The sequence below is a fragment of the Aquabacterium sp. genome, assembly GCF_034003525.1.
In the GTDB taxonomy this organism is placed as follows: Bacteria; Pseudomonadota; Gammaproteobacteria; order Burkholderiales; family Burkholderiaceae_C; genus Aquabacterium.
In genome coordinates this window covers 114,845-138,752 of sequence record NZ_JAVEYN010000003.1, presented here as the reverse complement: position 1 = coordinate 138,752, position 23,908 = coordinate 114,845, and the positions used below count along the sequence as shown (strand labels likewise).

Genomic DNA, 23,908 nt, shown 5'->3' with positions numbered 1-23,908 from the left:
GCAAAGGCTGATCGAACCACGCAACTATCCACCCGCATCGTCCGGTTTGCCCTGTGCCTGCAAGGCCTTGAGCCTGCGGTACAGCGAACGCTCGCTGATGCCCAGGCGGGCCGCCAACTCCGCGCGGCTGCCACGATGGGCCTGGGCGGCTTCCCACAAGGCCGCGTCTGCCATGGCTTGGCGCTGGGCAGACGTCAGGGCCAAAGTGGGTAAGGCTGTGGTGTGCGGCAAGAGCGCCATCGGCGCCGGGGTGCCTGCGGATGGCGCCCAGGCATCGGCCGCCAGGGCCTGCTCGATGTGTGCCAGCTCAATCACTTCACCATCGCAGAACAGCGCGGCGCGCTCCATCACGTTGCGCAGCTCGCGGATGTTGCCGCTGAAGGGGTGGCTCATCAGCCGATGCTGTCCAGCGGATGAAATGCTGAGATGGCGAGCCGGCGCCACACGCGCCAGCAGTGTTTCGGCCAGCAGGGGAATGTCTTCACGTCGTTCGCGCAGGGGGGGCAGGCGGATGGGGAAGGTGCTCAGGCGGTGGTACAGGTCTTCGCGGAACTGCTGCTGGGAGATCATCTCCCGCAAGGGGCGGTGGGTGGCCGCGATCACCCGCACGTCGGTGTGTCGCAACTCGCTGCTGCCGACGTGGCGGAAGGTGCCCGTTTCCAGCAGACGCAGCAGCTTGACCTGCATGCTCAAGGGGATGTCGCCCACTTCGTCGAGGAAGAGGGTGCCTCCATTGGCGGATTCGGCCAAGCCCAGGCGGGCCGATGTGGCGCCGGTGAAGGCGCCTTTTTCATGGCCGAACAGTTCGCTTTCAAACAGCGTTTCGCTCAGGCTGGCACATTCCACGACGACGAAGGGCGCATTGGCCCGAGGGCTGGCCTCGTGGATGGCCTTGGCCATCAACTCCTTGCCAGTGCCAGATTCGCCCAGCAGCAGCACGCTGGCAGCAGTGGGGGCCACCCGCAGCGCCATCTCCAGGGTGGCTCGGAAAGCCGGTGCGCGCCCGACCATGCCCTGTTCAGCCCGGTTGCCCTGGCTCAGCGCCATCGACTCCATCTTCTCGATGAAATAGTGCGTGCGTCCTCGCCGGTCTTTCAGGGGCGCCAGTTCGATGTTGACATAGGCCTCACCCGATGGGGTATGGTGCAAGTGCAGTACACGTTCGCGTTGCCCCGAGACCAGCGCCCGCGCTCGGGGGCAGCTTTCACCAGCTTGATCGCAAGGTGTTTGAAAGTGATGAGACACAGCAAAGCACGTGTGCCCCCGCACGTCCTGCCCCTGCGCAAACTCGCGCAGATAAGCCGCATTCGCCGACACGATGCGGTAATCCATGTCGAACACGATGTGGGGCTCCGGCAAGCCATCCAGATAGGACATCAGGGCGGGCAGGTCTTCGGACATGGCAGTGGTTCCTTTCGTGTGACAGGTGTCTGTCATGTTGGCAGTCCATTGTGTCACTTTGGCGGTCAAATTGGCGGTGTCTTGTCAGTCAGGCAGCCCCAAGTCTTTGATTTGCCTTAGTTCTGTGGTGAGGCCCTGCTTGGCACGGTTCATGTATACAGATGGGGGTATGACGCCTGCCACCTCTCGTCTTGTTGTGCCTTCCGGTCTGGGTCGAGGGGCCTGCATCGGTCTCTACCCGACAGGTGTCGTTTCATCTCAAGGAGTCTTCAAGTGATATCCGAACAACTGGTTGACCTGTCAAGGCTGCAGTTTGCCGCCACAGCGATGTACCACTTCCTGTTCGTGCCGTTGACCATCGGCATGGTCTGGTTGCTGGTCATCATGGAAAGCGTGTACGTGATGACCGGCAAGGTCATCTGGAAGGACATGACCCGCTTCTGGGGCAAGCTCTTCGGCATCAACTTCGCGCTGGGCGTGACCACCGGCATCACGATGGAGTTCCAGTTCGGCACCAACTGGGCCTACTACTCTCACTACGTGGGCGACATCTTTGGCGCCCCGCTGGCCATTGAGGGCCTGATGGCCTTCTTCCTGGAGTCCACCTTCATTGGCCTGTTCTTCTTCGGCTGGGACCGCCTGAGCAAGACGCAACACTTGCTGGTGACCACGCTGATGGCCGTGGGTACCAACCTGTCTGCCTTGTGGATCCTGATCGCCAATGGCTGGATGCAGAACCCCGTGGGGGCCGAATTCAGCTATGAAACGATGCGGATGGAGATGGTCGACTTCTGGGCTGTGATCTTCAATCCCGATGCGCAGGCCAAGTTCGTTCACACCGTTTCGGCGGGGTATGTGACCGGCGCCATGTTCGTGCTGTCCATCTCGTCGTGGTACCTGCTCAAGGGCCGTGACGTGGAGTTTGCCAAGCGCTCTTTCCGTGTGGCGTCGGCCTTCGGCCTGGCCTCTGTGTTGAGCGTGATCGTGCTGGGTGACGAGTCGGGCTACACCGTGGGCGAGGCCCAGCAGACCAAGATGGCCGCACTCGAAGCCATGTGGGAAACCGAACCGGCCCCCGCAGGCCTCAAGCTGATCGCTGGCATCAATGAAGCCGAGCAGAAGAACGACTGGGAAGTCGAGATTCCCTACGTCATGGGCCTGATCGGTACCCGCTCGGTGGACAAGCAGATTCCCGGCATCCACGAGATCAAGGCCAAGAACCGTGAGCGTGTGATCCGCGGCATCGAAGCCGTCAAGGCCCTGGAGGCCATCCGCAAGGACCGCAACAACGAGGGTGCCAAGCAGGTGTTCGAACAGTACAAGGCGGATCTGGGCTTCGGCTTCCTGGTCAAGCAGTACACCGACGACATGAACAAGGTCACCGCCGAGATGATCGACAAGGCTGTGGACAGCACGGTGCCGGGTGTCACGCCGATGTTCTGGTCCTTCCGCGTGATGGTGGGCCTGGGTTTTGCGATGTTGGCCCTGTTCGCGCTGACCTTCTGGACCTCGCTGAAGGGCACGTTCATGAAGCGCCCCTGGCTGCTGCGCACCGCGTTGTGGATGCTGCCGGTCCCCTGGATCGCCTGTGAAGTGGGCTGGTTCGTGGCCGAGTATGGCCGTCAACCCTGGACCATCTACGGTGTCCTGCCCACGCACATGAGCGTCTCCACCCTGACTGTGGAAAGCCTGTATGGCTCGCTGATTGGCTTCGTCGGCTTCTACACCGTGTTGTTGGTGGTTGAGATGTACCTCATGGTCAAGTTCGCCCGCATGGGTCCGGGCAGCCTGGGTACCGGTCGCTACGACAACGAAGCTGCACATCACACCGCTCACGCCTGAGTTCAAACGGAGTCACACCATGTTGGATTACCCAACCCTCAAGATCATCTGGTGGCTGCTGGTGGGCGTGCTGCTCATCGGCTTTGCCATCATGGACGGCCATGACATGGGCGTCGGCAGCATGTTGCCCTTCGTCGGCAAGAACGACGTCGAGCGCCGCGTGGTCATCAACACCGTCGGCCCGCACTGGGACGGCAACCAGGTCTGGTTCATCACCGGCGGTGGGGCCATTTTTGCGGCCTGGCCGCTGGTGTATGCCACCGCCTTCAGCGGCTTTTACTGGGCCATGCTGGCGGTGTTGTGGGCCTTGTTTTTCCGCCCCGTGGGCTTTGACTACCGCAGCAAGATCCACAACGCCACCTGGCGCAGCGTGTGGGACTGGGGTCTGTTCATTGGCGGCTTCGTGCCCCCGGTCATCTTCGGTGTGGCCTTCGGCAACCTGCTGCAAGGCGTGCCCTTCGGCTTTGACGAGTACCTGATTTCCACCTACACCGGCAGCTTCTGGCAACTGCTCAACCCCTTCGCCTTGCTGGCCGGGGTGGTGAGCAGCGCGATGATCACGATGCACGGTGGCGCCTACCTGGCCCACCGCACCGAGGGGGTCATCCAGGCTCGCGCCATCAAGGGCGCCACCTGGGCGGCCGTGGTCATGGTGCTGGGCTTTGTGGGGGCCGGCATCTGGCTGCAAGGCATTGACGGCTACCGCATCAGCTCGGTGGTGAACCCCTCGGCCTTGCCCAACCCGATGGACAAGACCGTGGTGCGCGAAGCCGGTGCCTGGATGGCCAACTATGGGCAGCAGCCCCTGTTGTGGATCCTGCCTGCACTGGGCGTGGTGGGGGCTTTGGCGGCAGCCGCCTTGCTGCGAGCACGTCATACCCTGACGGCTTTCGTTTGCTCGTCCTTGGCCATCGTGGGGGTGATCGGCACGGCCGGTGCCAGCATGTTCCCCTTCGTGATGCCCTCGAGCACCATGCCCAACGCCAGCCTGACGGTGTGGGACAGCGTCTCCAGTCACCTGACCCTGGGGATCATGTTCTGGGCCACCCTGATTTTCATGCCCCTCATCGTGATGTACACGAGCTGGGCTTACAGCGTGATGCGCGGCAAGGTCACCGAGGCCTACATCCGCGAGAACGACCATGCGGCCTACTGAGCCGAGAGGAGCACACCATGAGTGATGCACACAGTCTGGATCTGCAAGACGTCGAGAGCCGACGCAACTGGCTCAAGCTCACCACCGCTGCCGGGGGCGTGGCCGCCGTGGCCACGGCCATTCCCTTTGTCTCGACCTTGCAGCCCAGTGAGCGGGCCAAGGCGCAAGGGGCGGCGGTGGAGGTCGACATCTCCAAGTTGGCGCCGGGCGAGATGATGACGGTGGAGTGGCGTGGCAAGCCTGTCTGGGTGGTGCGCCGCACCCCCGAGATGCTGGCCCAGCTGGAAGGGCACGATCAGAAGCTGGCAGACCCGGCTTCCGAGCAGCCCCAGCAGCCGCCTTATGCGCAGAACGCGACACGATCGATCAAGCCGGATCTGTTCCTGGCGGTCGGCATCTGCACCCACCTGGGCTGTTCGCCCAGCTCGGTTCCGGCGGGTAGCAACAACCCCAGTGTCGAGGCGGGATGGCCGGGCGGCTACTTCTGTCCTTGCCACGGCAGCACTTTTGACGGCGCGGGGCGGGTTTACAAAAACAAGCCCGCACCGACCAACCTGGAGGTGCCGCCGCACCGTTACGTGTCGGACACACGGATCCTGATCGGCGAAGACGACGCCAAAGCCTGAGGAGACAGTCATGTGGTATTTCGCTTGGATTCTGGGTGTGGGCTTCGCTGTGCTGCTGGCCATCCTCAACGCCATGTGGGGCGAGAACGAGGAAGCGCGCGCCAAGGGTGAGCGCTGAGCCGATTCATTCCGTGCACTGAAAGGTTTTCCATGTCCGATCAGACCTCTACCCGGCACCTGGTGGTGCTCGGGGCGGGCTTTGCTGCGCTCTCGACCGTGCGGGAGGTGCGCAAGCACGACCGCGATGTGCGCATCACGGTGATTGCCCCGCGCGCCGAATTGCACTACCTGCCCGGCATCATCTGGATTCCCTGCGGCCTGCGCCGTCGTGAAGATCTGGTGGTGCCCTTGCACAACTTCTTCCAGCGGATGAACGTCCAGTTCATCCAGGCCGAGGTCGAAGGTTTGGCGGAGCAGGGGCGCGTGGTGCTGACCACGGCAGGCCCGGTGCGCAACGACGCCCTGGTCATCGCCACGGGTGGCCGCTTCATCAAGAAGCTGCCCGGCATCGAGCACGCCATCACGCCCTGCGAGGGCATCGCGGCGGCCGAGACCATTCGTGACCGACTCAAGGCCATGCAGGGCGGGCACATCGCCATCGGCTTTGCAGGCAACCCCAACGAGCCCACAGCCGTGCGGGGTGGCCCGATGTTCGAGTTTCTGTTCGGCATCGACGAGCAGTTGCGCAGGGAAGGGCGACGCGAGCGCTTCGAGCTGACTTTCTTCAATCCGTCTTCTGAGCCGGGCGCCCGCCTCGGGCCCAAAGCCGTGCAGCACCTGCTGGCTGACATGGCACGCCGCGGCATTCACACCCACCTTGGGCACAAGATGGTGCGCTTCGATGCCGACAAGGTGGTCACCGCAGGTGGCGAGTTCCGCGCCGACCTGATCCTGTTCATGCCCGGCATGACCGGCAATGCATGGTTCGACCACACCGATTTGCCGCGCTCACCCGGGGGGCTGGTTCAGGCCGATGCCCATTGCCGCGTGGCCGACTGGCCAGGTGTCTATGTGGTGGGTGACTCGGGCAGCTTCCCCGGCCCCGACTGGATGCCCAAGCAGGCTCACATGGCTGACCTGCAAGCGCGTGCGGCCGCCGTGAACCTGTTGGCCGACCTGGCGGGGCGGCCCTCATCGGTCACCTTCAAGGTCGAGTTGATCTGCATCGTCGATGCGGTGGACCACGGCACGCTGATCTACCGCACGCCCACACGCAACATCATGCTGCCCTCATCTCGCTTGTTCCATTGGGCCAAGCGTGCTTTCGAAAAACGCTATCTGCAGCAGTACCGATGAAACGTCCTCCCATGCACCTCCGTTTTCGCTTGACCCTGGCCGCCGGGCTCATGGCCTGTGTGACCTGGGCGACTGCCGCCCCCGTCGTGGTCGGTCAGCCTTTGCCTGCCTTGGCCGTGAAAGACCAGCACGATCAGGACTGGCAGGTGCCGGCCAACGCCGAGTTGCTGATCTACTCGGCCAGCCGCGAGGCCTCGTCCAGGCTGCAAGCCATTCTCAAACAGCAGGGCCCGGACTTTCTGGCCTCCCGCCGTGCGGTGTACCTGGCCAACATGAGCCGCATGCCCGCCTTCATCACCCGCACCATGGCCTTGCCCAGCCTGCGCGATGAGCCCTTCCTCCTGGGGGTGGTGATGGATGACAAGCTCACGGCTGACTGGCCCGTCAAGGACGACGCAGTGACCTTGATCACCCTCAAAGAGGGCAAGGTGACCGGCATTGTCTTCGCGACCGATGACGCCACCGTCCGCAGGGCGCTGCGTTTGCCTGTGCCCTGAGGTTTCTTTTCTCTTCTTGTTACGCGCTCTTTGGCCCTTCTGCACCCTTTGGAAAGACTCATGATGAAGAAATCATTACTGCTTGTCGCCGCGCTGTGCGGCCTCTCGGCTGCGGCTCAGGCTACGGAGTTGTTTGTCAACATTTCCAGCGACGAAACCATGGCTCAGGGTGCCGGTCTGGTGCTGGCTGGCCAAGCCTTGGCTCAGAAAGTGCCGGTTCGCGTTTTGCTGTGCGACGATGCGGCCGACATGGCGCTGCAAGGCGAGCCGCAGGATGCGCCACTCAAGCCCAAAAACGCCACCCCCCAGCAGATGCTGCAGGGCGTGATCAAGGGCGGCGCGAAGGTGGAGGTGTGCGCGCTCTACCTGCCCAACAAGGGGCGCCAAGCCAAAGACCTGATGGAAGGTGTGACCCCTGCCAATCCCTCTGACGTGATGAGCCATGTGCTGAAGGCTGGGGTCAAGACCCTGTCGTTCTGATGTCTGTGAGGTTGCCTGCATGAACCCCTACGAGCAACTCGGTGGCGCAGAGGGCGTACGCCGTCTGGTCCAGCGCTTTTATGCCTTGATGGACGAACTGCCGGAAGCCTACACGGTCAGGCAGATACATCCTGAAAGCCTGGCAGGCAGCGAGGAAAGTCTGTTCGAATTCCTGTCCGGATGGCTGGGTGGCCCGCCCCTGTATGTGGCCAAAAAGGGGCACCCCAGACTGCGTATGCGACATCACCCCTACGCCATCGGCCCCGTGGAGCGGGACGAGTGGATGTTGTGCATGCGGCAGGCGCTCAAGGAGCAGGTCCCTGACGAGGCCTTCCGCGAGAAGCTGGAAGCAGCTTTTGCCGGCATGGCCGATCATCTGCTCAACACCCACTGACGCATCAGACCTCCGATGCAAACTTGAAACGCAATGCATGCGCTCCTCTCAACCGCCTCCTGGGCACCAGGCGCCACCTTGTTGATCTTGCGTCGGGTGGCAGCCCCCATGAAACGCGTTTGGGGTTGGTCTGAGCCGGTCTCGTGGGTCAACCGTCAGCAGGCCCTGGGCTTGATGCGCCGCAAAGATGCATCATGCCGCCGAGGTATTGTGTCGTGAACCCTCACCAGCCACAAGGAGATTCCCGCGATGCTGTTCTCGTCCGTTTGATTGATCGGTGCTGGTCATGGGTGTCGCGCTGCCCCGCCTGCTGAGAGTGGTTTTTGCATTGTGGCTGGCTTGGCTCGTCGGCTGGGCGGCAGTTGGGCAGGTGCGGGCGGGAGAGGTTGCTCTTGCCGAGTCAGGGGCTAGCGCTGCGGGGCCTCGCGAACTCGTGGTCTATGTGCGCGAAGGTTGCCCCCATTGCGCCGAAGCCAAACACTATCTGCCCGTCTTGCAGCGCGCGCGCGTGGACGTGCGCGTGGTGTTGCGTCAGGTGGATGAAGATCCGGCTGCGCGCCTGGAACTGCATCGCTTGAGCCAAATGGCGGGATACTGGCCCCCAGGTGTGCCGACTTTTGTTTACCGTGGCCAGCTCACGGTGGGCTTTGGTGAGGCAGAGGTTTCCGGGCCTGCTTTGCAAGGCTGGCTGGCCGATGTGGACGCGACGCTGGATTCACCCACATCGCCTGCGCTCGCTGCCTCAGAGGCTGGCGCCAGCGTGCCTCCCACCATGCAGAGCTGGACGAGTGAGTTGGCGCGCCTGCAAAACTGGGGGTTGCCGCTGTTCACCGTCATGGTGGGCCTGATCGACGGCTTCAACCCCTGCGCCATGTGGGTTTTGTTGTTTCTGCTTTCGCTGCTGGTGCGCTTGCGAGACCGCCGCCGCATGGCCTTGATTGCGGGCACCTTCGTGCTGGTCAGTGGGGCGGTGTACTACGCCTTCATGGCCGCTTGGCTGAACCTGTTCCAGGCGGTGGGGCTAACGGGGCCAGTGCGAGTGGCCTTGGCCTGTCTGGCCTTGGTGATCGCAGCGGTCAACATCAAGGACTATGCCGTGGGCCGGGTCGGCGTGTCCTTCTCTATTCCCGAGCGTGCCAAGCCCACGCTGTACCGTCGCATGCGGGGCGTGATGCAGGCGCATTCCCTGCCTTTGGCGATGCTGGGTGTGGCGTCGTTGGCGGTGGCCGTCAACCTGGTCGAGTTGCTGTGCACCGCAGGCTTGCCGGCCATGTACACGGCCATCCTCACGCAGCAAGCACTCAGCCCATCGGCGCATTACGCCTACCTGGCGCTGTACATCTTGGGCTACATCGCCGATGACAGCCTCATGGTGGGCACGGCGGTGTATGCCCTGGCCAATGACAAACTCACTGAACAGGCCGGCCGGCGCTTGAAGCTGATCAGCGGCGTGGTCATGGCGGTACTGGGTGCGGTCATGCTGCTGCGACCACAGTGGTTGACCTGACTGGCTCACTGCCTCATGGTCCCAGGTGATGGAAACCTCTATGCCTGTCATGAGGATTCGCGATGATGCTATGAGGGTGGATGCAAAAAAATAGGGCTACAGTGAATTACGCACTCCCCAGCGCGGTCACTGAACAGTGTGTGATCACGCTGGGCGGCTCACCTCTCCCCCATTGAATCCAGCAAAGGAGATCGACATGGATCAACAAAACTCTGGCTCGACCGGCAAGTGCCCCGTCATGCATGGCGGCGCCACTTCGGCCAGTAGCACGAACATGGATTGGTGGCCCAAGGCCCTCAACCTCGACATCCTGCACCAGCACGACAGCAAGACCAATCCGCTGGGCCCCAACTTCAACTACCGTGAAGAAGTCAAGAAGCTGGACGTGGACGCCTTGAAGAAGGACCTCAAGGCCCTGATGACCAACAGCCAGGACTGGTGGCCGGCTGACTGGGGTCACTACGGCGGCCTGATGATCCGCATGGCCTGGCACTCGGCTGGTACCTACCGCATTGCTGACGGCCGTGGCGGCGGTGGCACGGGCAACCAGCGCTTTGCCCCCATCAATTCTTGGCCTGACAACGCCAACCTCGACAAGGCTCGCCGCCTGCTGTGGCCGATCAAGAAGAAGTACGGCAACAAGCTCAGCTGGGCTGACTTGATCATCCTGGCCGGCAACATGGCCTATGAGTCGATGGGCTTGAAGACCTTCGGCTTTGCCTTCGGTCGCGAAGACATCTGGCACCCCGAGAAGGACACCTATTGGGGCTCTGAGAAGGAGTGGTTGGCTCCTACGGGTGCCAAGGGCAGCCGTTACTCGGGCGAGCGCGATCTCGAGAACCCGCTGGCGGCCGTGATGATGGGCTTGATCTACGTGAACCCGGAAGGCGTTGACGGCAAACCTGATCCTCTCAAGACGGCTCATGACGTGCGCGTGACCTTCGCCCGCATGGCGATGAACGATGAGGAAACGGTGGCCTTGACCGCCGGTGGTCACACTGTGGGCAAGTGCCACGGTAATGGCAGTGCAGCCAACCTCGGCCCGGCGCCTGAGGGTGCCGAGTTGGAAGAACAGGGCCTGGGCTGGAACAACCACAAGAGCCGTGGCATCGGCCGGGACACCGTCACCAGCGGGATCGAGGGCGCCTGGACCACGCATCCGACGCAATGGGACAACGGCTACTTCGATCTGCTGCTTGGCTATGAGTGGGAGTTGAAGAAGAGCCCGGCCGGTGCCTGGCAGTGGGAGCCCATCAACATCAAGGAAGAAGACAAGCCGGTGGATGTGGAGGATCCGTCGATCCGCTACAACCCCATCATGACCGACGCCGACATGGCGATGAAGATGGACCCCGAATATCGAAAGATTTCGGAGCGCTTCCACAAGGATCCGGCCTACTTCTCCGAAGTGTTCGCTCGCGCCTGGTTCAAACTGACCCACCGTGACATGGGGCCGAAGTCTCGCTACATTGGGCCCGATGCACCGGCAGAAGACCTGATCTGGCAAGACCCGATCCCGGCCGGCAAGACTGGCTACGACGTGGCCGCCGTCAAGGCCAAGATCGCCGCAGCAGGGCTGTCCATCAGTGACATGGTCAGCACCGCCTGGGACAGCGCTCGCACCTATCGGGGCTCTGACAAACGCGGTGGCGCCAATGGTGCCCGCATCCGCCTCGCGCCGCAGAAGGACTGGGAAGGCAATGAGCCCGCACGTCTGGCCAAAGTGCTGGCAGTGTACGAAAAGATCGCTGCCGAGACCGGTGCCAGTGTGGCCGACGTGATCGTGCTGGCCGGCAACCTGGGTGTGGAACAAGCTGCCAAGGCTGCGGGTGTGGACGTGGCCGTGCCTTTCACGCCGGGCCGTGGTGACGCGTCTCAAGACATGACTGACGTCGAGTCTTTTGACGTGCTGGAGCCTCTGGCCGATGGCTTCCGCAACTGGCTCAAGAAGGATTACGTCGTCAGTGCTGAAGAGCTGATGCTCGACCGTGCGCAACTGCTGCGTCTTACGGCTTGCGAGATGACCGTGTTGGTCGGTGGCATGCGTGTGCTGGGCACCAACTACGGCGGGACGAAGCACGGGGTCTTCACCGACCGCGTGGGCGCACTGACGAACGATTTCTTCGTCAACCTGACCGACATGGCCTACACCTGGAAGCCCACGGGCCGCAACAGCTATGCCATCGTCGATCGCAAGTCGGGGGCCACCAAGTGGACGGCCACTCGCGCAGACCTGGTGTTTGGTTCGAACTCTGTGCTGCGGGCTTACGCAGAGGTCTATGCCCAGGACGACAACAAAGCGAAGTTCGTTCAAGACTTCGTGGCTGCCTGGACCAAGGTCATGAATGCTGATCGCTTCGACCTGGCTTGATGCTTTGAGTTGAACAAGCGCCCCGGCAGTCCTTTGGGTTGCCGGGGCGCCGTTCATTCAGAGGTCCGTTGCTTGTTCCACGCGTCTCAGTGAAAACCCTCTTGTATACCCTGTGGGGTATGTAAACAATGTGACTGAGGCGTGATCATTGGCCATCACGCAACCGTGCTCAGGAGGTTCCGATGGGTGACACACGCAAGTCCCGCGATCCGGGTCAACATACGGCGACGCAAGCGATGGCGTCGCGCCGAGATGTGCTTGGCTTGGCGGCAACCGCTCCATTGGTGGCAGGTTTGGTGTCAGGCGCATCACCCGTCAGGGCGGCCAAGCTCAGCACCAAGGCGCACATCGTCATCGTGGGTGGCGGTCTGGGTGGCATTGCCATGGCCAACCGTCTGTCCAGCATGCTCGACGGCGCACGCCTGACCCTGATCGATGCCAAGCAGGAGCACAACTACCAGCCCGGTTACACCCTCGTGGGCACCGGTATCTGGCCGGTTGAGAAGGTCATCAACCGCAACGCCGACTATCACCCCAGCGGGCTCAACTGGATTCAGGAGATGGCCGCAGGCTTCGACCCCCAGACCAACACGGTCATCACCGCGGGGGGGCAGAAGGTGCGCTACGACTACCTGGTGGTTGCCACGGGCACCCATCAGGACTGGTCTCTCATCGAGGGCATGGATGTGCAGGCCATAGGCAGCAACGGCCTGGGCAGCGTGTACCCCAGCCCGCAGGCCGCGCTCAACACCTGGAAGGCCATGCAGGCCTTCACGGCCAGGGGCGGTGAGGCGGTGATGACCCTGCCTGCCACGCCGTTGAAGTGCGCAGGCGCGCCCTTGAAGCTGACCTTCATGGTGCGAGATCGTTTGCTGCAGGCCGGCACCTTGGGCAAGTCCAAGGTCACCTTCCATTCCGCCTTGAAAGACAGCATCTTTGGCGTCAAGCCGGTCAATGACAATGTGCTTGAACGTTGGGGCAAGCTGGGCATTGACGTGGTCTACCAGCACCGGCTCAAAGCCGTGGACATTGGGGGGCGCAAGGCCACGTTTGCGGTACCGGATGCGCCGGACCTGGTTGTGCCTTACGACTTTCTGCACGCGGTGCCACCCATGCGTGCGCCCGATGCAGTCCGCAACAGCGATCTGGCCGTCAAGCAGGGGCCCATGGCTGCTGGCGGCTGGCTAGACGTGGACAAAGCCACCTTGCAACACAAACGCTTTCCCAATGTTTTCGGCGTCGGAGACATCAACGGCACGCCCCGCGGCAAGACGGCCGCCACCATCAAGAAGAGCGCCCCCATCGTCGCGCACAACCTGGTGGAAGTCATTGCAGGCCGTCAGGCCAATGAGCAGTTCGACGGATACACCTCGTGTCCCTTGCTGATCCGCGAGGGTTCCGCGCTGTTGGTGGAGTTTGACTACGAGGGGCGGCTGGTGCCCTCACTGCCGGGCATCGAGCCTTTGCAAGACAGCTTCCTGGCGTGGCTGATGAAGGTGCGTTTGCTCAAGCCAGCGTATCTGTCCGTGCTCAAGGGCCATGCCTGAGGCGGCGTCTGCAACCACTCACGAGGAGTTGATCATGTATGAAATCTGGCTGATGATGAACATCGCCTGGGAGTTGATGCTGCCTGCGATGCCGGTCCTGGCGGTGTTGTTGCTGGCATGGCTGGCCTTGATGGCTCGCGCTCAGTTCAGTGGCAGGGTCAACTGGGCAGGTGGCCTCGGGCGTGCCATGCTGATCGGGTTGGTGGTGGCTGTGGTGGCCTTTTTCATCGTGCCCGCATCGCTGAAGTCTGGGGTCTCTGAGATGGGCTATTGGGCTGACTGGCTCACCTTGCTGGGTTTGTCCGGGGCAGCAGGCGCCATCGTGACGGTGCTGTTGTGGCCAATCTTGTCGGTGCGCCGTCCGGCACACTGATGCCATTCTGATCATTTCGACTGAGACGAACTTGTACTCCCTCTCGCTCGGGCCACTGGCATTGCCGGTGGCCCCTTTGCTTTTGATTGTGGCCGTGTGGCTGGGTGCTTGGCTGGCGGGCCGTTGGGCTCATCGACGTTCAGGCTTGCCAGTCGGTGAGCGTCCGGGCGATGAGCTTGTGCATGCGGCCTGGTGGGGGTTGCTGTGGGCGCGTCTGGTGCATGTGGGGCTGAACGCCGACCTTTACCTTCCTCACCCACTGGCTGTGCTCGATGTTCGCGATGGCGGCTGGCATGGCTGGAGCGGATGGGCCGCCGGACTATTGTGGCTGCTGTGGAAGGCTTGGCGCCGGCCAGCCTGGCGCCAAGCCATGGGGTTGGGTGTGGCGGCGGGCAGCCTGGTGTGGGGGACTGCGAGCTGGGCCTTGAGCCCGGATGATGCGCAGCCTCCTTTGCCTGGAGTGCGGGTGTACCACCCGACCAATGGCTCCGTGCAGGCCTTGCCCAGCCTTGGGCGCGGGCAGTTGCGGGTCATCAACCTCTGGGCCTCGTGGTGCGGGCCGTGCCGGCAGGAAATGCCCATCTTTGCGCGCCTGCAGCGTACCGAAGCCGATGTGCAGTTTCTGTTCATCAACCAGGGTGAGTCAACTCAAGACGTGCAGGCCTACCTGCGCAGCACCCAGCTGCCCTTGCAAGGTGTGTGGCTCGACTCATCCTCGGAATTAGGGCCTGCCGTGGGAGTGGCCGGCTTGCCGGCGACCTTGTTTGTCGACCCCGATGGCCGCATCGTTGAACTCCATTTCGGGGTGTTGAGTGAACCGGCGCTCCAAGCCCGCCTGCGCGCATTGCGTGAGGCGTCCTGATGCCCGAATGATCTTCTAGCGTGATACCGACATGTCTCCCTCAGCAAAATCTCCCTTGATCCACAATGAACTGCAAATCTTGGCCGAACTGGTGATGCTGGAGGGCCAACGCATCATCGAGTTGGGCTGCGGCAATGCCAGGCTGGCCCGCCAACTGGTGCAGGCCTACCCCACCAGTCATGTCACGGGGCTGGAAGTGGACGAGCGCCAACATGCCAAGAACCTGGCGGCACCTCAAGAAGGACTGAGCTTCGTGGCCGCAGGCGCGCAAGCGGTGCCTTTTGCGGATGCGTCCTTCGACCTGGCGCTGATGCTGAAGTCCTTGCACCACGTGCCTCTACCTTTGCTGGACCAGGCATTGAGCGAAGTGGCACGCGTGCTGCGCCCGGGCGGGCACCTGTATGTCTCGGAGCCGGTGTACGACGGCCCGCTCAACGAGATCGTGCGCCTGTTCAATGACGAGGGGGAAGTGCGTGCCGCCGCGCAGTCTGCGGTGGACCGGGCGCTCGCTCACGGTCCGTGGGAGCAGGTGGCTGAGCGACGCTTTGACATGCCCGTGCACTACGCGGACTTCAATGAGTTTGAAGAGCGCATGATGCGACCCACCTTTGCCGACCACGCCTTGACCGATGAATTGATTGCCCGGGTGGCTCGGGCCTTTGCGCCGCACTGTGGCCCCTCAGGTGCCGACTTCACGCGCCCGATGCATGTGCGTCTGCTGCGTCGCATCGAGCGCAGCGAGGCGTCGCGATGAACCTGTTCAAGGCCCTCGCGCATCGCGCCTTGCTGTGGGGACTGCGCGCACCGCGTCTTGAGCATTCGGTGATGCCCGAGGGGCTGGCATTGGATGGGCAGCACATTCGCCCGGTCTGGATCGAAGGGGAGGGGGGCAGTCGTCTGTTTGCCTGGTACATCGCTCCGCCTGGCCCACAGGGGGTGTTGGCGCCAGGGGCTGTGCTGATGCACGGCTGGGGTGCGCATGCAGGGCTGATGTTGCCGGCTGCCCCTTGGTTGCATGAGGCCGGTTTGGCCCTGCTGGTGTTGGATGCACGCGGCCATGGCTTGAGCAGTGCCGTGGACTTTCAGTCCTTGCCACGGTTTGCGCAGGACGTGGAGGCCGGCCTGGCCTGGCTACGCCAGCAGCCGGAGGTGGATGCTTCGCGCCTGGCCTTGATCGGTCACTCCGTGGGCGCGGGGGCGGTCTTGCTGTCCGCCACACGCCAGCCCGCCGTGCGCGCGGTCATCAGCCTGAGCGCATTTGCGCACCCGGCCGAGGTCATGCAGCGCTGGCTGGCGCAGATGCGTATTCCGTCTCGCTGGCCGGGACGCTGGATCCTTTCCCACGTGCAGGAAGTGATCGGCGCCCGTTTTGACGAGATTGCACCGCTGCGCAGTGCTGGTGCGATCACTTGTCCCATCCTGTTTGTGCATGGCCAGGACGACGAGACCGTGCCCTTCACAGATGCCTTGCGCCTGGCTGAAGCGTGCGGCGTGGGTGCCGAGGCTTGCCTGGCTGTACCGGGTGGACATGACCTGACCCACGGACTGGGCCCGGATCACGTGCAACGCATGATGAGCTTCCTGCGTTCCTCACTGGCGCCGGCACCGGGGTGATGCACCGATGAAGCCGTGTTGGCCGTGTTGGCCGTGCGCAAAGCTGATCTGATCACACATGGGTTGTGTGAGTTTTTGGTATGGTGTCACCATGGCACAAGCAACGTGGTGCCGCCCCTTTTTTTCAGGAGCAAGAAGATGGCAAAGCAATCCAAGAAGCTGTCGATGGACATCGGCATCAGCGAAGCTGACCGCAAGAAAATCGCCGAAGGCCTGTCGGCCCTGCTGGCAGACAGCTACACCCTGTATCTGATGACCCACAACTTCCACTGGAACGTCACCGGTCCGCAGTTCAACAGCCTGCACAACATGTTCATGGACCAGTACACCGAGCAGTGGAACGCCCTTGACCTGATCGCCGAGCGCATCCGTGCTCTGGGTTTTGCCGCACCGGGCACCTACAAGGAGTTCGTCAAGCTGGCTTCCATCAAGGAAGTGGACGGCGTGCCCAAGGCCACCGACATGATCCGTCACCTGGTGGCAGCCCAGGAAGCCACGGCCCGTACCGCCCGCAAGCTGTTCCCTGTGGTGGACGAGGCCAATGACCAGCCCACCGCCGACGTGCTGACCCAGCGCATTGACGTGCACGAGAAGACCGCATGGATGCTGCGCAGCCTGCTGGAAGACTGAGCCGCGCTGCGCTCAGTGGTCCTTCATCTTCATGATGCCCATCGCCTGCATCACGATCTTCTCGTAGATCGGCTCTGAAGTGCCTTTCTTCATCTTGCGAAGGAAGTACTTCTCGAAGGCGATCTTGGCGAGGTGCACCCAATAGCCCTCGCCAAACCAGTTCACGTTGCGCGGCGGGATCTGGGGCAGGGCGATGAAGGCCGCGCCGCGGTCGCCAAAGTCGGCCAGACACACGGCGTTCCACGTGGCTTTCTGGCTGGGGTTGAACCCGTCCAGCAAGGCACGGATGTTGTGGGCCGTGGCCGTCACCATCGACTCGATCATGAAGCCCGTCTTGGGCACGCCCGTGGGAACGGGTGTCGGCTCCGTGGGTGCAATGGCCACGCACACGCCGATCGCAAACACATTCGGGTAGCGCGGATTGCGCTGGTGCTCGTCGATCAGCACAAAGCCTCGGGGGTTGACCAAGCCCTCAATGCCAAAGACGGCGTCAATGCCCTTGAACGCGGGCAGCATCATCGAGTACTTGAAGGGCAGCACATGGTCCTTCTTGGGCTTGCCGTCCTCGTCATGCTCGGTGACGTGCACCTGCCCTTGCTCCACCTTCGTCACCTTGGCATTGCAGATCCAGCGGATCGCCTTGTCACGGAAGATGGACTCCATCAGGCTCTTGCTGTCGCCCACGCCATTGAGGCCCAGGTGGCCGATGTAGGGTTCGGACGTCACATAGGTCATCGGCACCTTGTCGCGGATCTTGCGCCGGCGCAGGTCGGTCTCCATGATCATCGTGTACTCATAGGCAGGCCCAAAGCACGAGGCTCCCTGTACCGCCCCCACGACGATGGGACCTGGATCGGTCACAAACTTCATCCACGCGTCTTTGGCGTGTTCGGCGTGGTCCACATGGCAAACGGACTGCGTGAAGCCCTCCGGCCCCAGGCCTTCGATCTCGTCAAAGGCCAGTTTGGGCCCGGTGGCAATGACCAGATAGTCGTAGTCCACCTCTCGCCCATCGTCCAGGCGCACCTTGTTGTGCTCAGGGTCCACGCGCTGGGCACCCACCGGGATGAAGGCGATGCCTTTGTTCTCCAGAATCGGTGCGATGGGCAACTCGATTTCATCGCGATCGCGCCAGTCCACCGCGACCCATGGGTTGGACGGGACGAAATGGAATGTGGGGCTGTTGGAGATGACGGTGACGGTGTCCGTCTCTCGGGCCTGTTCCTTCATCTCGAAGGCCATTGGCAAGCCGCCCAAGCCTGCACCCAAGATCACGATGTGTGCCATGCCGCTCTCCCTGTGTCATACCTTTGTGGGTACCAGAGAGATGCTGAACCTCAGGGTGCAGGTGGGTTACAGGGTATACCCGGTGCTGAAACGCTGGGGGACGCCTGCTTCAGGCAGGCACGGCCCCGGCAACGACGTCCCAGGCCCGCAGCGCCTCGGCGGAGTACATCAGCGAGGGGCCGCCGCCCATGTAGACGGCGATCGTCAGCATCTCTTCCAGCTCCGCGCGGGTGGCACCCAGCTTGTGCAGGGCCTTCACATGGAAGCCGATGCAGCCCGAGCAGTGCTGGCTCACACCGATGGCCAGAGCGATCAGTTCCTTGTTCTTGGCGCTGATGGCGCCCTCGGCCATGGCCGCCTGGGCCAGCTGGCCGAAACCACGCATGGCCTCAGACTGGGACTTGCGAAACGGCGCCAGACAGCTGTTGATGTCTTGCATGAGGCCGGTGTGGTCGAACGTACTCACTTGGTATCTCCGTTGGGATGAGAAGAGGGGAGGTCGGTCAGGCGGTGACGCAGGTGGAAGCCGTCCGAGTCGGGCTTGAGCCCTTCCTTGTCTCGGCGGGCCTGAACCTGCAGGGTGATGTGGCGCGTTGTCTCCAGGCCCAGCTCGTTCACCGTCTGGGCCATCAGGTCGCAGCGCAAAGCCAGCAGCCCCCGCAACTCTTCCCACTCACGCTTGAGTCGCCGGTCGCTGGCACTGGGCGTGGTGCTCTGGCCTGCGGACAGGCGGAAGAAAGGGTGATCCCGTTTGAGGATGTGTTCGATGTCCGTCTCCGATCCCAGGTCGGCGCCGAGCACCTTGGCCAGCACGGCGATGCGCGCATTGAGCTCGGTCAGCGAGTCTTCGACGCGGCGAGCCTGGTCGCCCACCACAGGGGTGTGGTGGGCAGGAGGATGAGCTGTCATGAACAGTGAGTGGGAGAGGGGCTCAGCGGATCTTGCCCAGGAGCTTTTCGATTTCGCCGAACATGTCGTCCATTTCCGGACTGCCTTCAGCCGGGGTGCCCAGCTTGTCTTGCAGTTGTTGCTCCATGAAACAGACGGTCATGCGCACGTAGGTGCTGTCCAGCGCCTTGCGCACGGCGGCCATTTGGGTGGCGATCGGCAGGCAGGATTCGCCTTCTTCGATCATGCGCTGGATGCCTCTCAGCTGCCCTTCGGCGCGCTTGAGTCGGTTGAGGATGTCGGTGCGGCTCTTTTCGTTGTTCAGGGCTGCCATGTTGCAGTCGTCCGCCTGTGCGGTGGAAGTACGTCGATCAGTCATTGTGCAACGCCTTTCAAGCTGAGCCGCAGCCAGATGTCAGGGATGTGTCAGCAGCACGCTGCATCCTTGAAGCCGAGCTTGCGCAAAATGATGGCCAGCGGGCAAAAGTTCGTGAAGCCGAACTGGAACAGGTTGGCGCCCACAAAGGCGGTGAAAGCCAGGGCCCATTTCGAGACAAACAGCGGGCTGCCTTCCACGCCCAGCGCGAGTGAGAGCATGATGAACAGGCCGGCGATGATGCGGATCATGCGTTCAACGGTCATGTGAAACTCCTTGAAAAGTGTGGGGGAAGCGCTCTCAGGCCGCTTCCAGCTTGCGGCGGTAGGCCGCGTAGTACAGCACCGGGATCAGCACCAGCGTGAGCAGGGTGGAAACCAGGATGCCGAAGATCAGGGACACGGCCAGACCGCTGAAGATGGGGTCGTCGAGGATGAAGAAGGCGCCCACCATGGCGGCGATGCCGGTCAGTGCAATCGGCTGAGCTCGCACGGCGGCCGAGGAGACGACGGCTTCCTTGAAGGCCATGCCCTGGGCCACTTGCAGCTCGATGAAGTCCACCAGCAAGATGGAGTTGCGCACGATGATGCCGGCCAGGGCGATCATCCCGATCATCGAGGTGGCGGTGAACTGGGCGCCCAGCAGGGCGTGGCCCGGCATCACGCCGATGATGGTCAGCGGGATGGGCGCCATGATGATCAGCGGCGTGCGGTAGGACTTGAACTGTGCCACCACCAGCAGGTAGATCAGGATGAGGCCCACGCCATAGGCTGCGCCCATGTCGCGGAAGGTCTCGTAGGTGATCTGCCATTCACCGTCCCACTTCAGGCTGTAGCCACGGAAGGGATCGTCGGGCTGGCGAATCCAGTACTCGTCGATGCCGCCGGTGTCGGGCAGAGCGGCCGCGGCCAGCTTGTCGCGGATGGCGAACAGGCCATACAGCGGCGAGTCGAGTTGGCCGGCCATGTCGCCAAACACATAGCTCACCGGCAGCAGGTCTTTGGTGAACAGGGGCTTGTCGATGCGGCCACGCTCCACGCGGACCAGTTCGGACAAGGGCACCAGCTGGCCGTTGGCCGCACGCAGGGGCAGGCCCAGCAGCGTGTCCAGACCCACTTGTGATTCACGCGGCAGCTGGATGCGCACGGGCACCGGCAGCTTGGCCTGGCCGTCGTGCAGGAAGGCGGCATCCGCACCCGAGAGGGCCGATTGCACCGCTTGCGCCACCACGGCCACCGGGATGCCGAGGGACTCGGCACGTTGGCGCTGCACGCGCAGGAACACACGCTCGGCGTCCTCTTTCAGGCTGGTGTCCACGCCGACGATGTCGGGCGTGCCGGCAAAGGCCCCCGCCACGCGCTGGGCCAGTTGTTGGCGGCCGGCTTCGTCGGGGCCGTAAATCTCGGCTACCAGGGGCGACATGACGGGCGGGCCCGGCGGCACTTCCACCACCTTGATGCGGCCGCCATGGCGGCTGGCGATCTTCTCCAGCTCGGGGCGAAGGCGTTGGGCAATCGGGTGGCTTTGCTCGTGGCGGTGGGCCTTGTCCACCAGATTGACCTGCAGGTCACCCTGTTCGGCGTCGGCGCGCAGGTAGTACTGCCGTACCAGGCCGTTGAAGGTGATGGGCGAGGCCGTGCCGGCATAGCCTTGCACGTTCTGCACTTCAGGCTGCTGTGCCAGGAAGGCACTCATGTCCTGCAAGGCGGCAGCCGTGTCTTCCACGGGCGTGCCAGCGGGCATGTCCAGCACCACCTGGAACTCGCTCTTGTTGTCGAAGGGCAGCATTTTCAGCACCACCCCGATGCCAGACGACGGGATGGTGGCCAGGGCAATCGACACCATCAACGCGGCCAGCACGCCCAGGCCCATGGTCCAGCGCTTGCCGCGGTGTACCAGCAGCGGCATCAGCACGCGGTGGAACACGGCTTGCAGCTTGGCGGCCAAACCGCTGGGCGCATGGGGTGTGTCGTCACCATGGGCATCGTGGGCCCCACCGTGCGACTTCATCAGCTTGAGCGCCAGCCACGGGGTCACCGTGAAGGCGATGCCCAGCGACAGCGCCATGCCCAGGCTGGAGTTGATGGGGATGGGGCTCATGTACGGCCCCATCAGGCCGCTCACGAAGGCCATGGGCAGCAGGGCGGCGATCACGGTCAGCGTGGCCAGGATGGTGGGGCCCCCCACCTCGTCCACGGCCAGCGGGATGATCTCGCGCAGCGGCTTGCCAGGTGTGAGTTGCTGGTGGCGGTGGATGTTCTCGACCACCACGATGGCGTCATCGACCAGGATGCCGATGGAGAAAATCAGGGCGAACAGCGAGACGCGGTTGAGCGTGAAGCCCCAGGCCCAAGACGCAAACAGCGTGGCAGTGAGGGTGAGGATCACCGCCGCGCCCACGATGACGGCCTCGCGACGGCCCAGCGCCAGGCCCACCAACAGGATGACCGAGCCGGTGGCAAACGCCAGCTTCTGGATCAGCTTGTTGGCCTTTTCCTCGGCGGTCACGCCATAGTCGCGGGTCACGGTCACTTCCACATCGGCCGGCACCACGGTGTTGCGCAGGTTGTCCAGGCGGGCCAGGGCGGCGCGGGCCACGTCCACGGCATTCTGGCCGGGCTTCTTGGTCACGATGAGGGTGACGGCCGGGTAGGCGCCGCCGGGGGCAGGCGCCAAGGCCGCCTCGGGCGTGTCGGCGGGTGTCTGCCCAGGGGTGTACCAGACGTGGCGGCTGGCCTGCTGCGAGCCGGCCTCCACCTGGGCCACTTCATGCAGGTACACCGGCTTGCCCTGGTGCACGCCCACGACCAGTTGGCGCACATCGTCAGCCGAGCGCAGGAATTCACCCGTCTCGATGGTCAGCAACTGGCTGCGGCCATTGGCCTGGGGGGCCAGCACGGCACCCGAAGGCAGGCTCAGATTAGCGGCGGCCAGCGACTGTTGCAGGCCGTTGAGATCCACGCCGCGCTCCCGCAGGCGGCTCGGGTCCACGGTCACCATCACGGCCTGGCTGGGGCCACCGATGGTTTGCACCTCGCGGGTGCCAGGTACGCGCTTGAGTTCAGCTTCCAGCGTGCGGGCCACACGTTCCAGTTCCAGTCCCGACTGGTGGTCGCGGCTCCACAGTGTTACGCCCAGCACGGGCACATCGTCAATGCCCTTGGGTTTGACGATGGGGGGCAGGGCGCCCAGGTTGCGGGGCAGCCAGTCCTGGTTGGCGTTGAGCACGTCGTACAGGCGCACCAGGGCTTCGGTGCGCGGCACGCCCACCTTGAACTGCACGGTCATCACCGCCATGCCGGGGCGAGAGACGGAATAGGTGTGCTCGATGTCGGCGATCTGGCTGAGCACCTGCTCGGCAGGCCGGGCGATCATGTTCTGCACGTCGGTGCTGGAGGCGCCCGGGAAAGGCACCATCACGTTCGCCATCGTGACGTTGATCTGTGGCTCTTCCTCGCGCGGCGTGACCAGCACGGCAAACAGCCCCAGCAGCATGGCCACGATGGCCAGCAGCGGGGTCATCGCGTTGCTCTGGAAGGTGCGGGCCAGCCGCCCGGCAATGCCCAGGGCGGGTGGGGTGGCGTCGGGGTGCTGGCTCATGGCTTGGCGGGTGTGGCGTTGGCCAGGCCGGCCTTCAGGGCATCGGCCGCGATGACATCACCCGGGCGCACGCCGCTCAGCAGCGTGACAGGACCGGTCGAGGTGGCTGGCGTGCCAGTGCGCACGGCCTGCAGCATGAAGCGATCGCCCCGCACCACATACACGGCCGTCAGCTCACCACGGCGCAACACGGCCTGAGCCGGCACCGTCAGGGGCGCTGTAGCCTGCGTGGATGCGCCTGCAGTCGGGGCAGAGGGGGCTTTCAGATCGGCAAAGCGCACTCGCACGGTCTGGCCGGGCAGGGCGGCCACTTCGGGCAAGTCCAGTCGCCATTCCACGGTCTGGGACACCGGGTCGGCGCCCGGCAGGGACACCACCTGGGTCGGCTTCAGCCACGCGGCTTGACCACCCGCTACTGGCACTTCCACCTCGACACGTTGTGCTGTGCGCGCGGCATCGGCCTGCGAGGCGGGCACCTGCACCACGGCGCGCAGTGGGCGGGGGGCATACAAGGTCAGCACAGGGCGGCCGGGCGCGGCCAGGTCGCCCACTTCCACATGGGTGTTCAGCACGCGTCCGTCAAAGGGGGCGGTCACGGTGGTGAAGCCTTGGGCCAAAGCGGCCTGCGAGCGGCCAGCACGCGCCGCCGCCACGCCGGCCTGGGCGGCTTGCCACTGAGCGCGGGCGCTGTCCAGGGCCGCATCGCTGATGAAGCCCTGGGCCTTCAGCTGCTGGCTGCGTTCCCACTGCATACGGGCCTGGTTGAACTGGGCCTCGGCCTGGGCCACATCGGCCTGGCTGCGCAGCAGGCCTGCGGACGTGTCCCGGGCGTCGATGCGGGCCAGCACCTGGCCTGCCTTCACAGTGTCACCGGCCTTGACCAGCAGGGCCGTGACGTTGCCGGGCACCTGAGCGGCTACGGTGCTCTGGCGCACAGCCTGGATCACACCTTCCCACTGGCGTTCCAGGCCCTGTGCCTGCGCCTGCAGTTTCAAGGTGGGCACCACTGGGGCGGCGGCCTGCGCAGGTGTCCACACCGACAGAGTCAGCAGCAAGGTGGCAGAGAGGCAACAGTGTCGTGCGAGCGGGAAGGCCATCGACGGCTCCTTGATTGAACTGCTTGCGAGTATATACATACCCAGTGGGGTATGCAATGAGGGC

The 23,908-nt window shown here is 63.5% G+C and carries 24 protein-coding genes; 16 read left to right on the top strand and 8 right to left on the bottom strand.

All coding sequences use genetic code 11. The annotated features are described in order from the left end of the window. Nucleotides 1-24 precede the first annotated feature (24 nt). Nucleotides 25-1,401 carry a sigma-54-dependent Fis family transcriptional regulator gene (locus RBT42_RS03350; RefSeq protein WP_320362448.1) on the bottom strand — a complete coding sequence of 459 codons (1,377 nt, stop codon included), beginning with the start codon at nt 1,399-1,401 and terminating at the stop codon, nt 25-27. Nucleotides 1,402-1,674: 273 nt separating this feature from the next. On the opposite strand from RBT42_RS03350, the gene RBT42_RS03345 reads away from it, so the two are divergent. The 16 genes from RBT42_RS03345 to RBT42_RS03270 all read left to right on the top strand — a co-directional run bounded on the left by RBT42_RS03345 (nt 1,675) and on the right by RBT42_RS03270 (nt 16,596). Further along, complete coding sequence (locus RBT42_RS03345; protein ID WP_320362447.1) at nt 1,675-3,243, top strand: cytochrome ubiquinol oxidase subunit I; 1,569 nt, start codon at nt 1,675-1,677, stop codon at nt 3,241-3,243. Nucleotides 3,244-3,262: 19 nt separating this feature from the next. Beyond that, nucleotides 3,263-4,399 (top strand): cytochrome d ubiquinol oxidase subunit II, encoded by a 1,137-nt coding sequence (gene cydB, locus RBT42_RS03340; protein WP_320362446.1) that lies wholly within the window; start codon nt 3,263-3,265, stop codon nt 4,397-4,399. A gap of 17 nt (nt 4,400-4,416) precedes the next feature. Continuing rightward, nucleotides 4,417-5,025, top strand: a complete 609-nt coding sequence (gene petA / locus RBT42_RS03335; protein WP_320362445.1) for a ubiquinol-cytochrome c reductase iron-sulfur subunit — start codon at nt 4,417-4,419, stop codon at nt 5,023-5,025. A gap of 10 nt (nt 5,026-5,035) precedes the next feature. After that, nucleotides 5,036-5,143 carry a cytochrome bd-I oxidase subunit CydX gene (gene cydX / locus RBT42_RS03330; protein ID WP_320362444.1) on the top strand — a complete coding sequence of 36 codons (108 nt, stop codon included), beginning with the start codon at nt 5,036-5,038 and terminating at the stop codon, nt 5,141-5,143. A gap of 32 nt (nt 5,144-5,175) precedes the next feature. Then, a complete protein-coding gene (locus tag RBT42_RS03325; protein ID WP_320362443.1) occupies nt 5,176-6,321 on the top strand; it encodes an NAD(P)/FAD-dependent oxidoreductase in 1,146 nt (381 codons plus the stop codon). Nucleotides 6,322-6,332: 11 nt separating this feature from the next. Next, a complete protein-coding gene (locus RBT42_RS03320) occupies nt 6,333-6,818 on the top strand; it encodes a hypothetical protein (protein ID WP_320362442.1) in 486 nt (161 codons plus the stop codon). A gap of 60 nt (nt 6,819-6,878) precedes the next feature. After that, complete coding sequence (locus tag RBT42_RS03315) at nt 6,879-7,298, top strand: hypothetical protein (protein ID WP_320362441.1); 420 nt, start codon at nt 6,879-6,881, stop codon at nt 7,296-7,298. A 19-nt stretch (nt 7,299-7,317) separates the two neighbouring features. Continuing rightward, complete coding sequence (locus RBT42_RS03310) at nt 7,318-7,692, top strand: group II truncated hemoglobin (protein ID WP_320362440.1); 375 nt, start codon at nt 7,318-7,320, stop codon at nt 7,690-7,692. A 286-nt stretch (nt 7,693-7,978) separates the two neighbouring features. Continuing rightward, nucleotides 7,979-9,199 carry a glutaredoxin family protein gene (locus RBT42_RS03305; RefSeq protein ID WP_320362439.1) on the top strand — a complete coding sequence of 407 codons (1,221 nt, stop codon included), beginning with the start codon at nt 7,979-7,981 and terminating at the stop codon, nt 9,197-9,199. Nucleotides 9,200-9,395: 196 nt separating this feature from the next. After that, the gene (katG, locus tag RBT42_RS03300; RefSeq protein WP_320362438.1) at nt 9,396-11,570 is read left to right on the top strand and encodes a catalase/peroxidase HPI; all 2,175 of its coding nucleotides are present in this window, start codon (nt 9,396-9,398) and stop codon (nt 11,568-11,570) included. Nucleotides 11,571-11,752: 182 nt separating this feature from the next. Next, nucleotides 11,753-13,117: an FAD/NAD(P)-binding oxidoreductase gene (locus RBT42_RS03295; RefSeq protein WP_320362437.1), complete on the top strand. Its 1,365-nt coding sequence runs from the start codon at nt 11,753-11,755 to the stop codon at nt 13,115-13,117. Nucleotides 13,118-13,151: 34 nt separating this feature from the next. Further along, on the top strand, nt 13,152-13,490 hold the full coding sequence (locus RBT42_RS03290) for a hypothetical protein (protein ID WP_320362436.1): 339 nt from the start codon (nt 13,152-13,154) through the stop codon (nt 13,488-13,490). Nucleotides 13,491-13,521: 31 nt separating this feature from the next. Then, a complete protein-coding gene (locus RBT42_RS03285; protein WP_320362435.1) occupies nt 13,522-14,352 on the top strand; it encodes a TlpA disulfide reductase family protein in 831 nt (276 codons plus the stop codon). Nucleotides 14,353-14,383: 31 nt separating this feature from the next. Beyond that, on the top strand, nt 14,384-15,106 hold the full coding sequence (locus RBT42_RS03280) for a class I SAM-dependent methyltransferase (RefSeq protein ID WP_320362434.1): 723 nt from the start codon (nt 14,384-14,386) through the stop codon (nt 15,104-15,106). Further along, nucleotides 15,103-15,966 carry an alpha/beta hydrolase gene (locus RBT42_RS03275; RefSeq protein WP_320362433.1) on the top strand — a complete coding sequence of 288 codons (864 nt, stop codon included), beginning with the start codon at nt 15,103-15,105 and terminating at the stop codon, nt 15,964-15,966. Before RBT42_RS03280 ends, RBT42_RS03275 begins: the two co-directional genes overlap by 4 nt. Before the next feature lie 138 nt (nt 15,967-16,104). Further along, on the top strand, nt 16,105-16,596 hold the full coding sequence (locus RBT42_RS03270; protein ID WP_320362432.1) for a Dps family protein: 492 nt from the start codon (nt 16,105-16,107) through the stop codon (nt 16,594-16,596). Nucleotides 16,597-16,608: 12 nt separating this feature from the next. On the opposite strand, the gene RBT42_RS03265 is transcribed toward RBT42_RS03270, so the two are convergent. From RBT42_RS03265 to RBT42_RS03235, 7 genes are all read right to left on the bottom strand, one after another. Further along, nucleotides 16,609-17,883, bottom strand: a complete 1,275-nt coding sequence (locus RBT42_RS03265; RefSeq protein WP_320362431.1) for an NAD(P)/FAD-dependent oxidoreductase — start codon at nt 17,881-17,883, stop codon at nt 16,609-16,611. A gap of 109 nt (nt 17,884-17,992) precedes the next feature. Next, nucleotides 17,993-18,349, bottom strand: coding sequence for a carboxymuconolactone decarboxylase family protein (locus RBT42_RS03260; protein WP_320362430.1), 357 nt, complete (start codon nt 18,347-18,349; stop codon nt 17,993-17,995). Next, on the bottom strand, nt 18,346-18,792 hold the full coding sequence (locus tag RBT42_RS03255) for a hypothetical protein (protein ID WP_320362429.1): 447 nt from the start codon (nt 18,790-18,792) through the stop codon (nt 18,346-18,348). Before RBT42_RS03255 ends, RBT42_RS03260 begins: the two co-directional genes overlap by 4 nt. Before the next feature lie 22 nt (nt 18,793-18,814). Then, nucleotides 18,815-19,105 carry a metal-sensing transcriptional repressor gene (locus tag RBT42_RS03250; protein WP_320362428.1) on the bottom strand — a complete coding sequence of 97 codons (291 nt, stop codon included), beginning with the start codon at nt 19,103-19,105 and terminating at the stop codon, nt 18,815-18,817. A 92-nt stretch (nt 19,106-19,197) separates the two neighbouring features. Then, a complete protein-coding gene (locus tag RBT42_RS03245; protein ID WP_320362427.1) occupies nt 19,198-19,413 on the bottom strand; it encodes a DUF2892 domain-containing protein in 216 nt (71 codons plus the stop codon). Nucleotides 19,414-19,447: 34 nt separating this feature from the next. Next, the gene (locus RBT42_RS03240) at nt 19,448-22,747 is read right to left on the bottom strand and encodes an efflux RND transporter permease subunit (RefSeq protein WP_320362426.1); all 3,300 of its coding nucleotides are present in this window, start codon (nt 22,745-22,747) and stop codon (nt 19,448-19,450) included. Then, nucleotides 22,744-23,844: an efflux RND transporter periplasmic adaptor subunit gene (locus tag RBT42_RS03235; RefSeq protein ID WP_320362425.1), complete on the bottom strand. Its 1,101-nt coding sequence runs from the start codon at nt 23,842-23,844 to the stop codon at nt 22,744-22,746. Before RBT42_RS03235 ends, RBT42_RS03240 begins: the two co-directional genes overlap by 4 nt. Nucleotides 23,845-23,908 lie beyond the last annotated feature (64 nt).

What these genes read in the sequence shown, in the direction of transcription:
- RBT42_RS03350 (WP_320362448.1), bottom strand. Translation starts at nt 1,401, where the DNA reads ATGTCCGAAGACCTGCCCGCCCTGATGTCCTATCTGGATGGCTTGCCG.
- cydB (WP_320362446.1), top strand. Translation starts at nt 3,263, where the DNA reads ATGTTGGATTACCCAACCCTCAAGATCATCTGGTGGCTGCTGGTGGGC.
- petA (WP_320362445.1), top strand. Translation starts at nt 4,417, where the DNA reads ATGAGTGATGCACACAGTCTGGATCTGCAAGACGTCGAGAGCCGACGC.
- cydX (WP_320362444.1), top strand. Translation starts at nt 5,036, where the DNA reads ATGTGGTATTTCGCTTGGATTCTGGGTGTGGGCTTCGCTGTGCTGCTG.
- RBT42_RS03325 (WP_320362443.1), top strand. Translation starts at nt 5,176, where the DNA reads ATGTCCGATCAGACCTCTACCCGGCACCTGGTGGTGCTCGGGGCGGGC.
- RBT42_RS03320 (WP_320362442.1), top strand. Translation starts at nt 6,333, where the DNA reads ATGCACCTCCGTTTTCGCTTGACCCTGGCCGCCGGGCTCATGGCCTGT.
- RBT42_RS03315 (WP_320362441.1), top strand. Translation starts at nt 6,879, where the DNA reads ATGATGAAGAAATCATTACTGCTTGTCGCCGCGCTGTGCGGCCTCTCG.
- RBT42_RS03310 (WP_320362440.1), top strand. Translation starts at nt 7,318, where the DNA reads ATGAACCCCTACGAGCAACTCGGTGGCGCAGAGGGCGTACGCCGTCTG.
- RBT42_RS03305 (WP_320362439.1), top strand. Translation starts at nt 7,979, where the DNA reads ATGGGTGTCGCGCTGCCCCGCCTGCTGAGAGTGGTTTTTGCATTGTGG.
- katG (WP_320362438.1), top strand. Translation starts at nt 9,396, where the DNA reads ATGGATCAACAAAACTCTGGCTCGACCGGCAAGTGCCCCGTCATGCAT.
- RBT42_RS03295 (WP_320362437.1), top strand. Translation starts at nt 11,753, where the DNA reads ATGGGTGACACACGCAAGTCCCGCGATCCGGGTCAACATACGGCGACG.
- RBT42_RS03290 (WP_320362436.1), top strand. Translation starts at nt 13,152, where the DNA reads ATGTATGAAATCTGGCTGATGATGAACATCGCCTGGGAGTTGATGCTG.
- RBT42_RS03280 (WP_320362434.1), top strand. Translation starts at nt 14,384, where the DNA reads ATGTCTCCCTCAGCAAAATCTCCCTTGATCCACAATGAACTGCAAATC.
- RBT42_RS03275 (WP_320362433.1), top strand. Translation starts at nt 15,103, where the DNA reads ATGAACCTGTTCAAGGCCCTCGCGCATCGCGCCTTGCTGTGGGGACTG.
- RBT42_RS03270 (WP_320362432.1), top strand. Translation starts at nt 16,105, where the DNA reads ATGGCAAAGCAATCCAAGAAGCTGTCGATGGACATCGGCATCAGCGAA.
- RBT42_RS03265 (WP_320362431.1), bottom strand. Translation starts at nt 17,883, where the DNA reads ATGGCACACATCGTGATCTTGGGTGCAGGCTTGGGCGGCTTGCCAATG.
- RBT42_RS03255 (WP_320362429.1), bottom strand. Translation starts at nt 18,792, where the DNA reads ATGACAGCTCATCCTCCTGCCCACCACACCCCTGTGGTGGGCGACCAG.
- RBT42_RS03250 (WP_320362428.1), bottom strand. Translation starts at nt 19,105, where the DNA reads ATGGCAGCCCTGAACAACGAAAAGAGCCGCACCGACATCCTCAACCGA.
- RBT42_RS03245 (WP_320362427.1), bottom strand. Translation starts at nt 19,413, where the DNA reads ATGACCGTTGAACGCATGATCCGCATCATCGCCGGCCTGTTCATCATG.
- RBT42_RS03240 (WP_320362426.1), bottom strand. Translation starts at nt 22,747, where the DNA reads ATGAGCCAGCACCCCGACGCCACCCCACCCGCCCTGGGCATTGCCGGG.
- RBT42_RS03235 (WP_320362425.1), bottom strand. Translation starts at nt 23,844, where the DNA reads ATGGCCTTCCCGCTCGCACGACACTGTTGCCTCTCTGCCACCTTGCTG.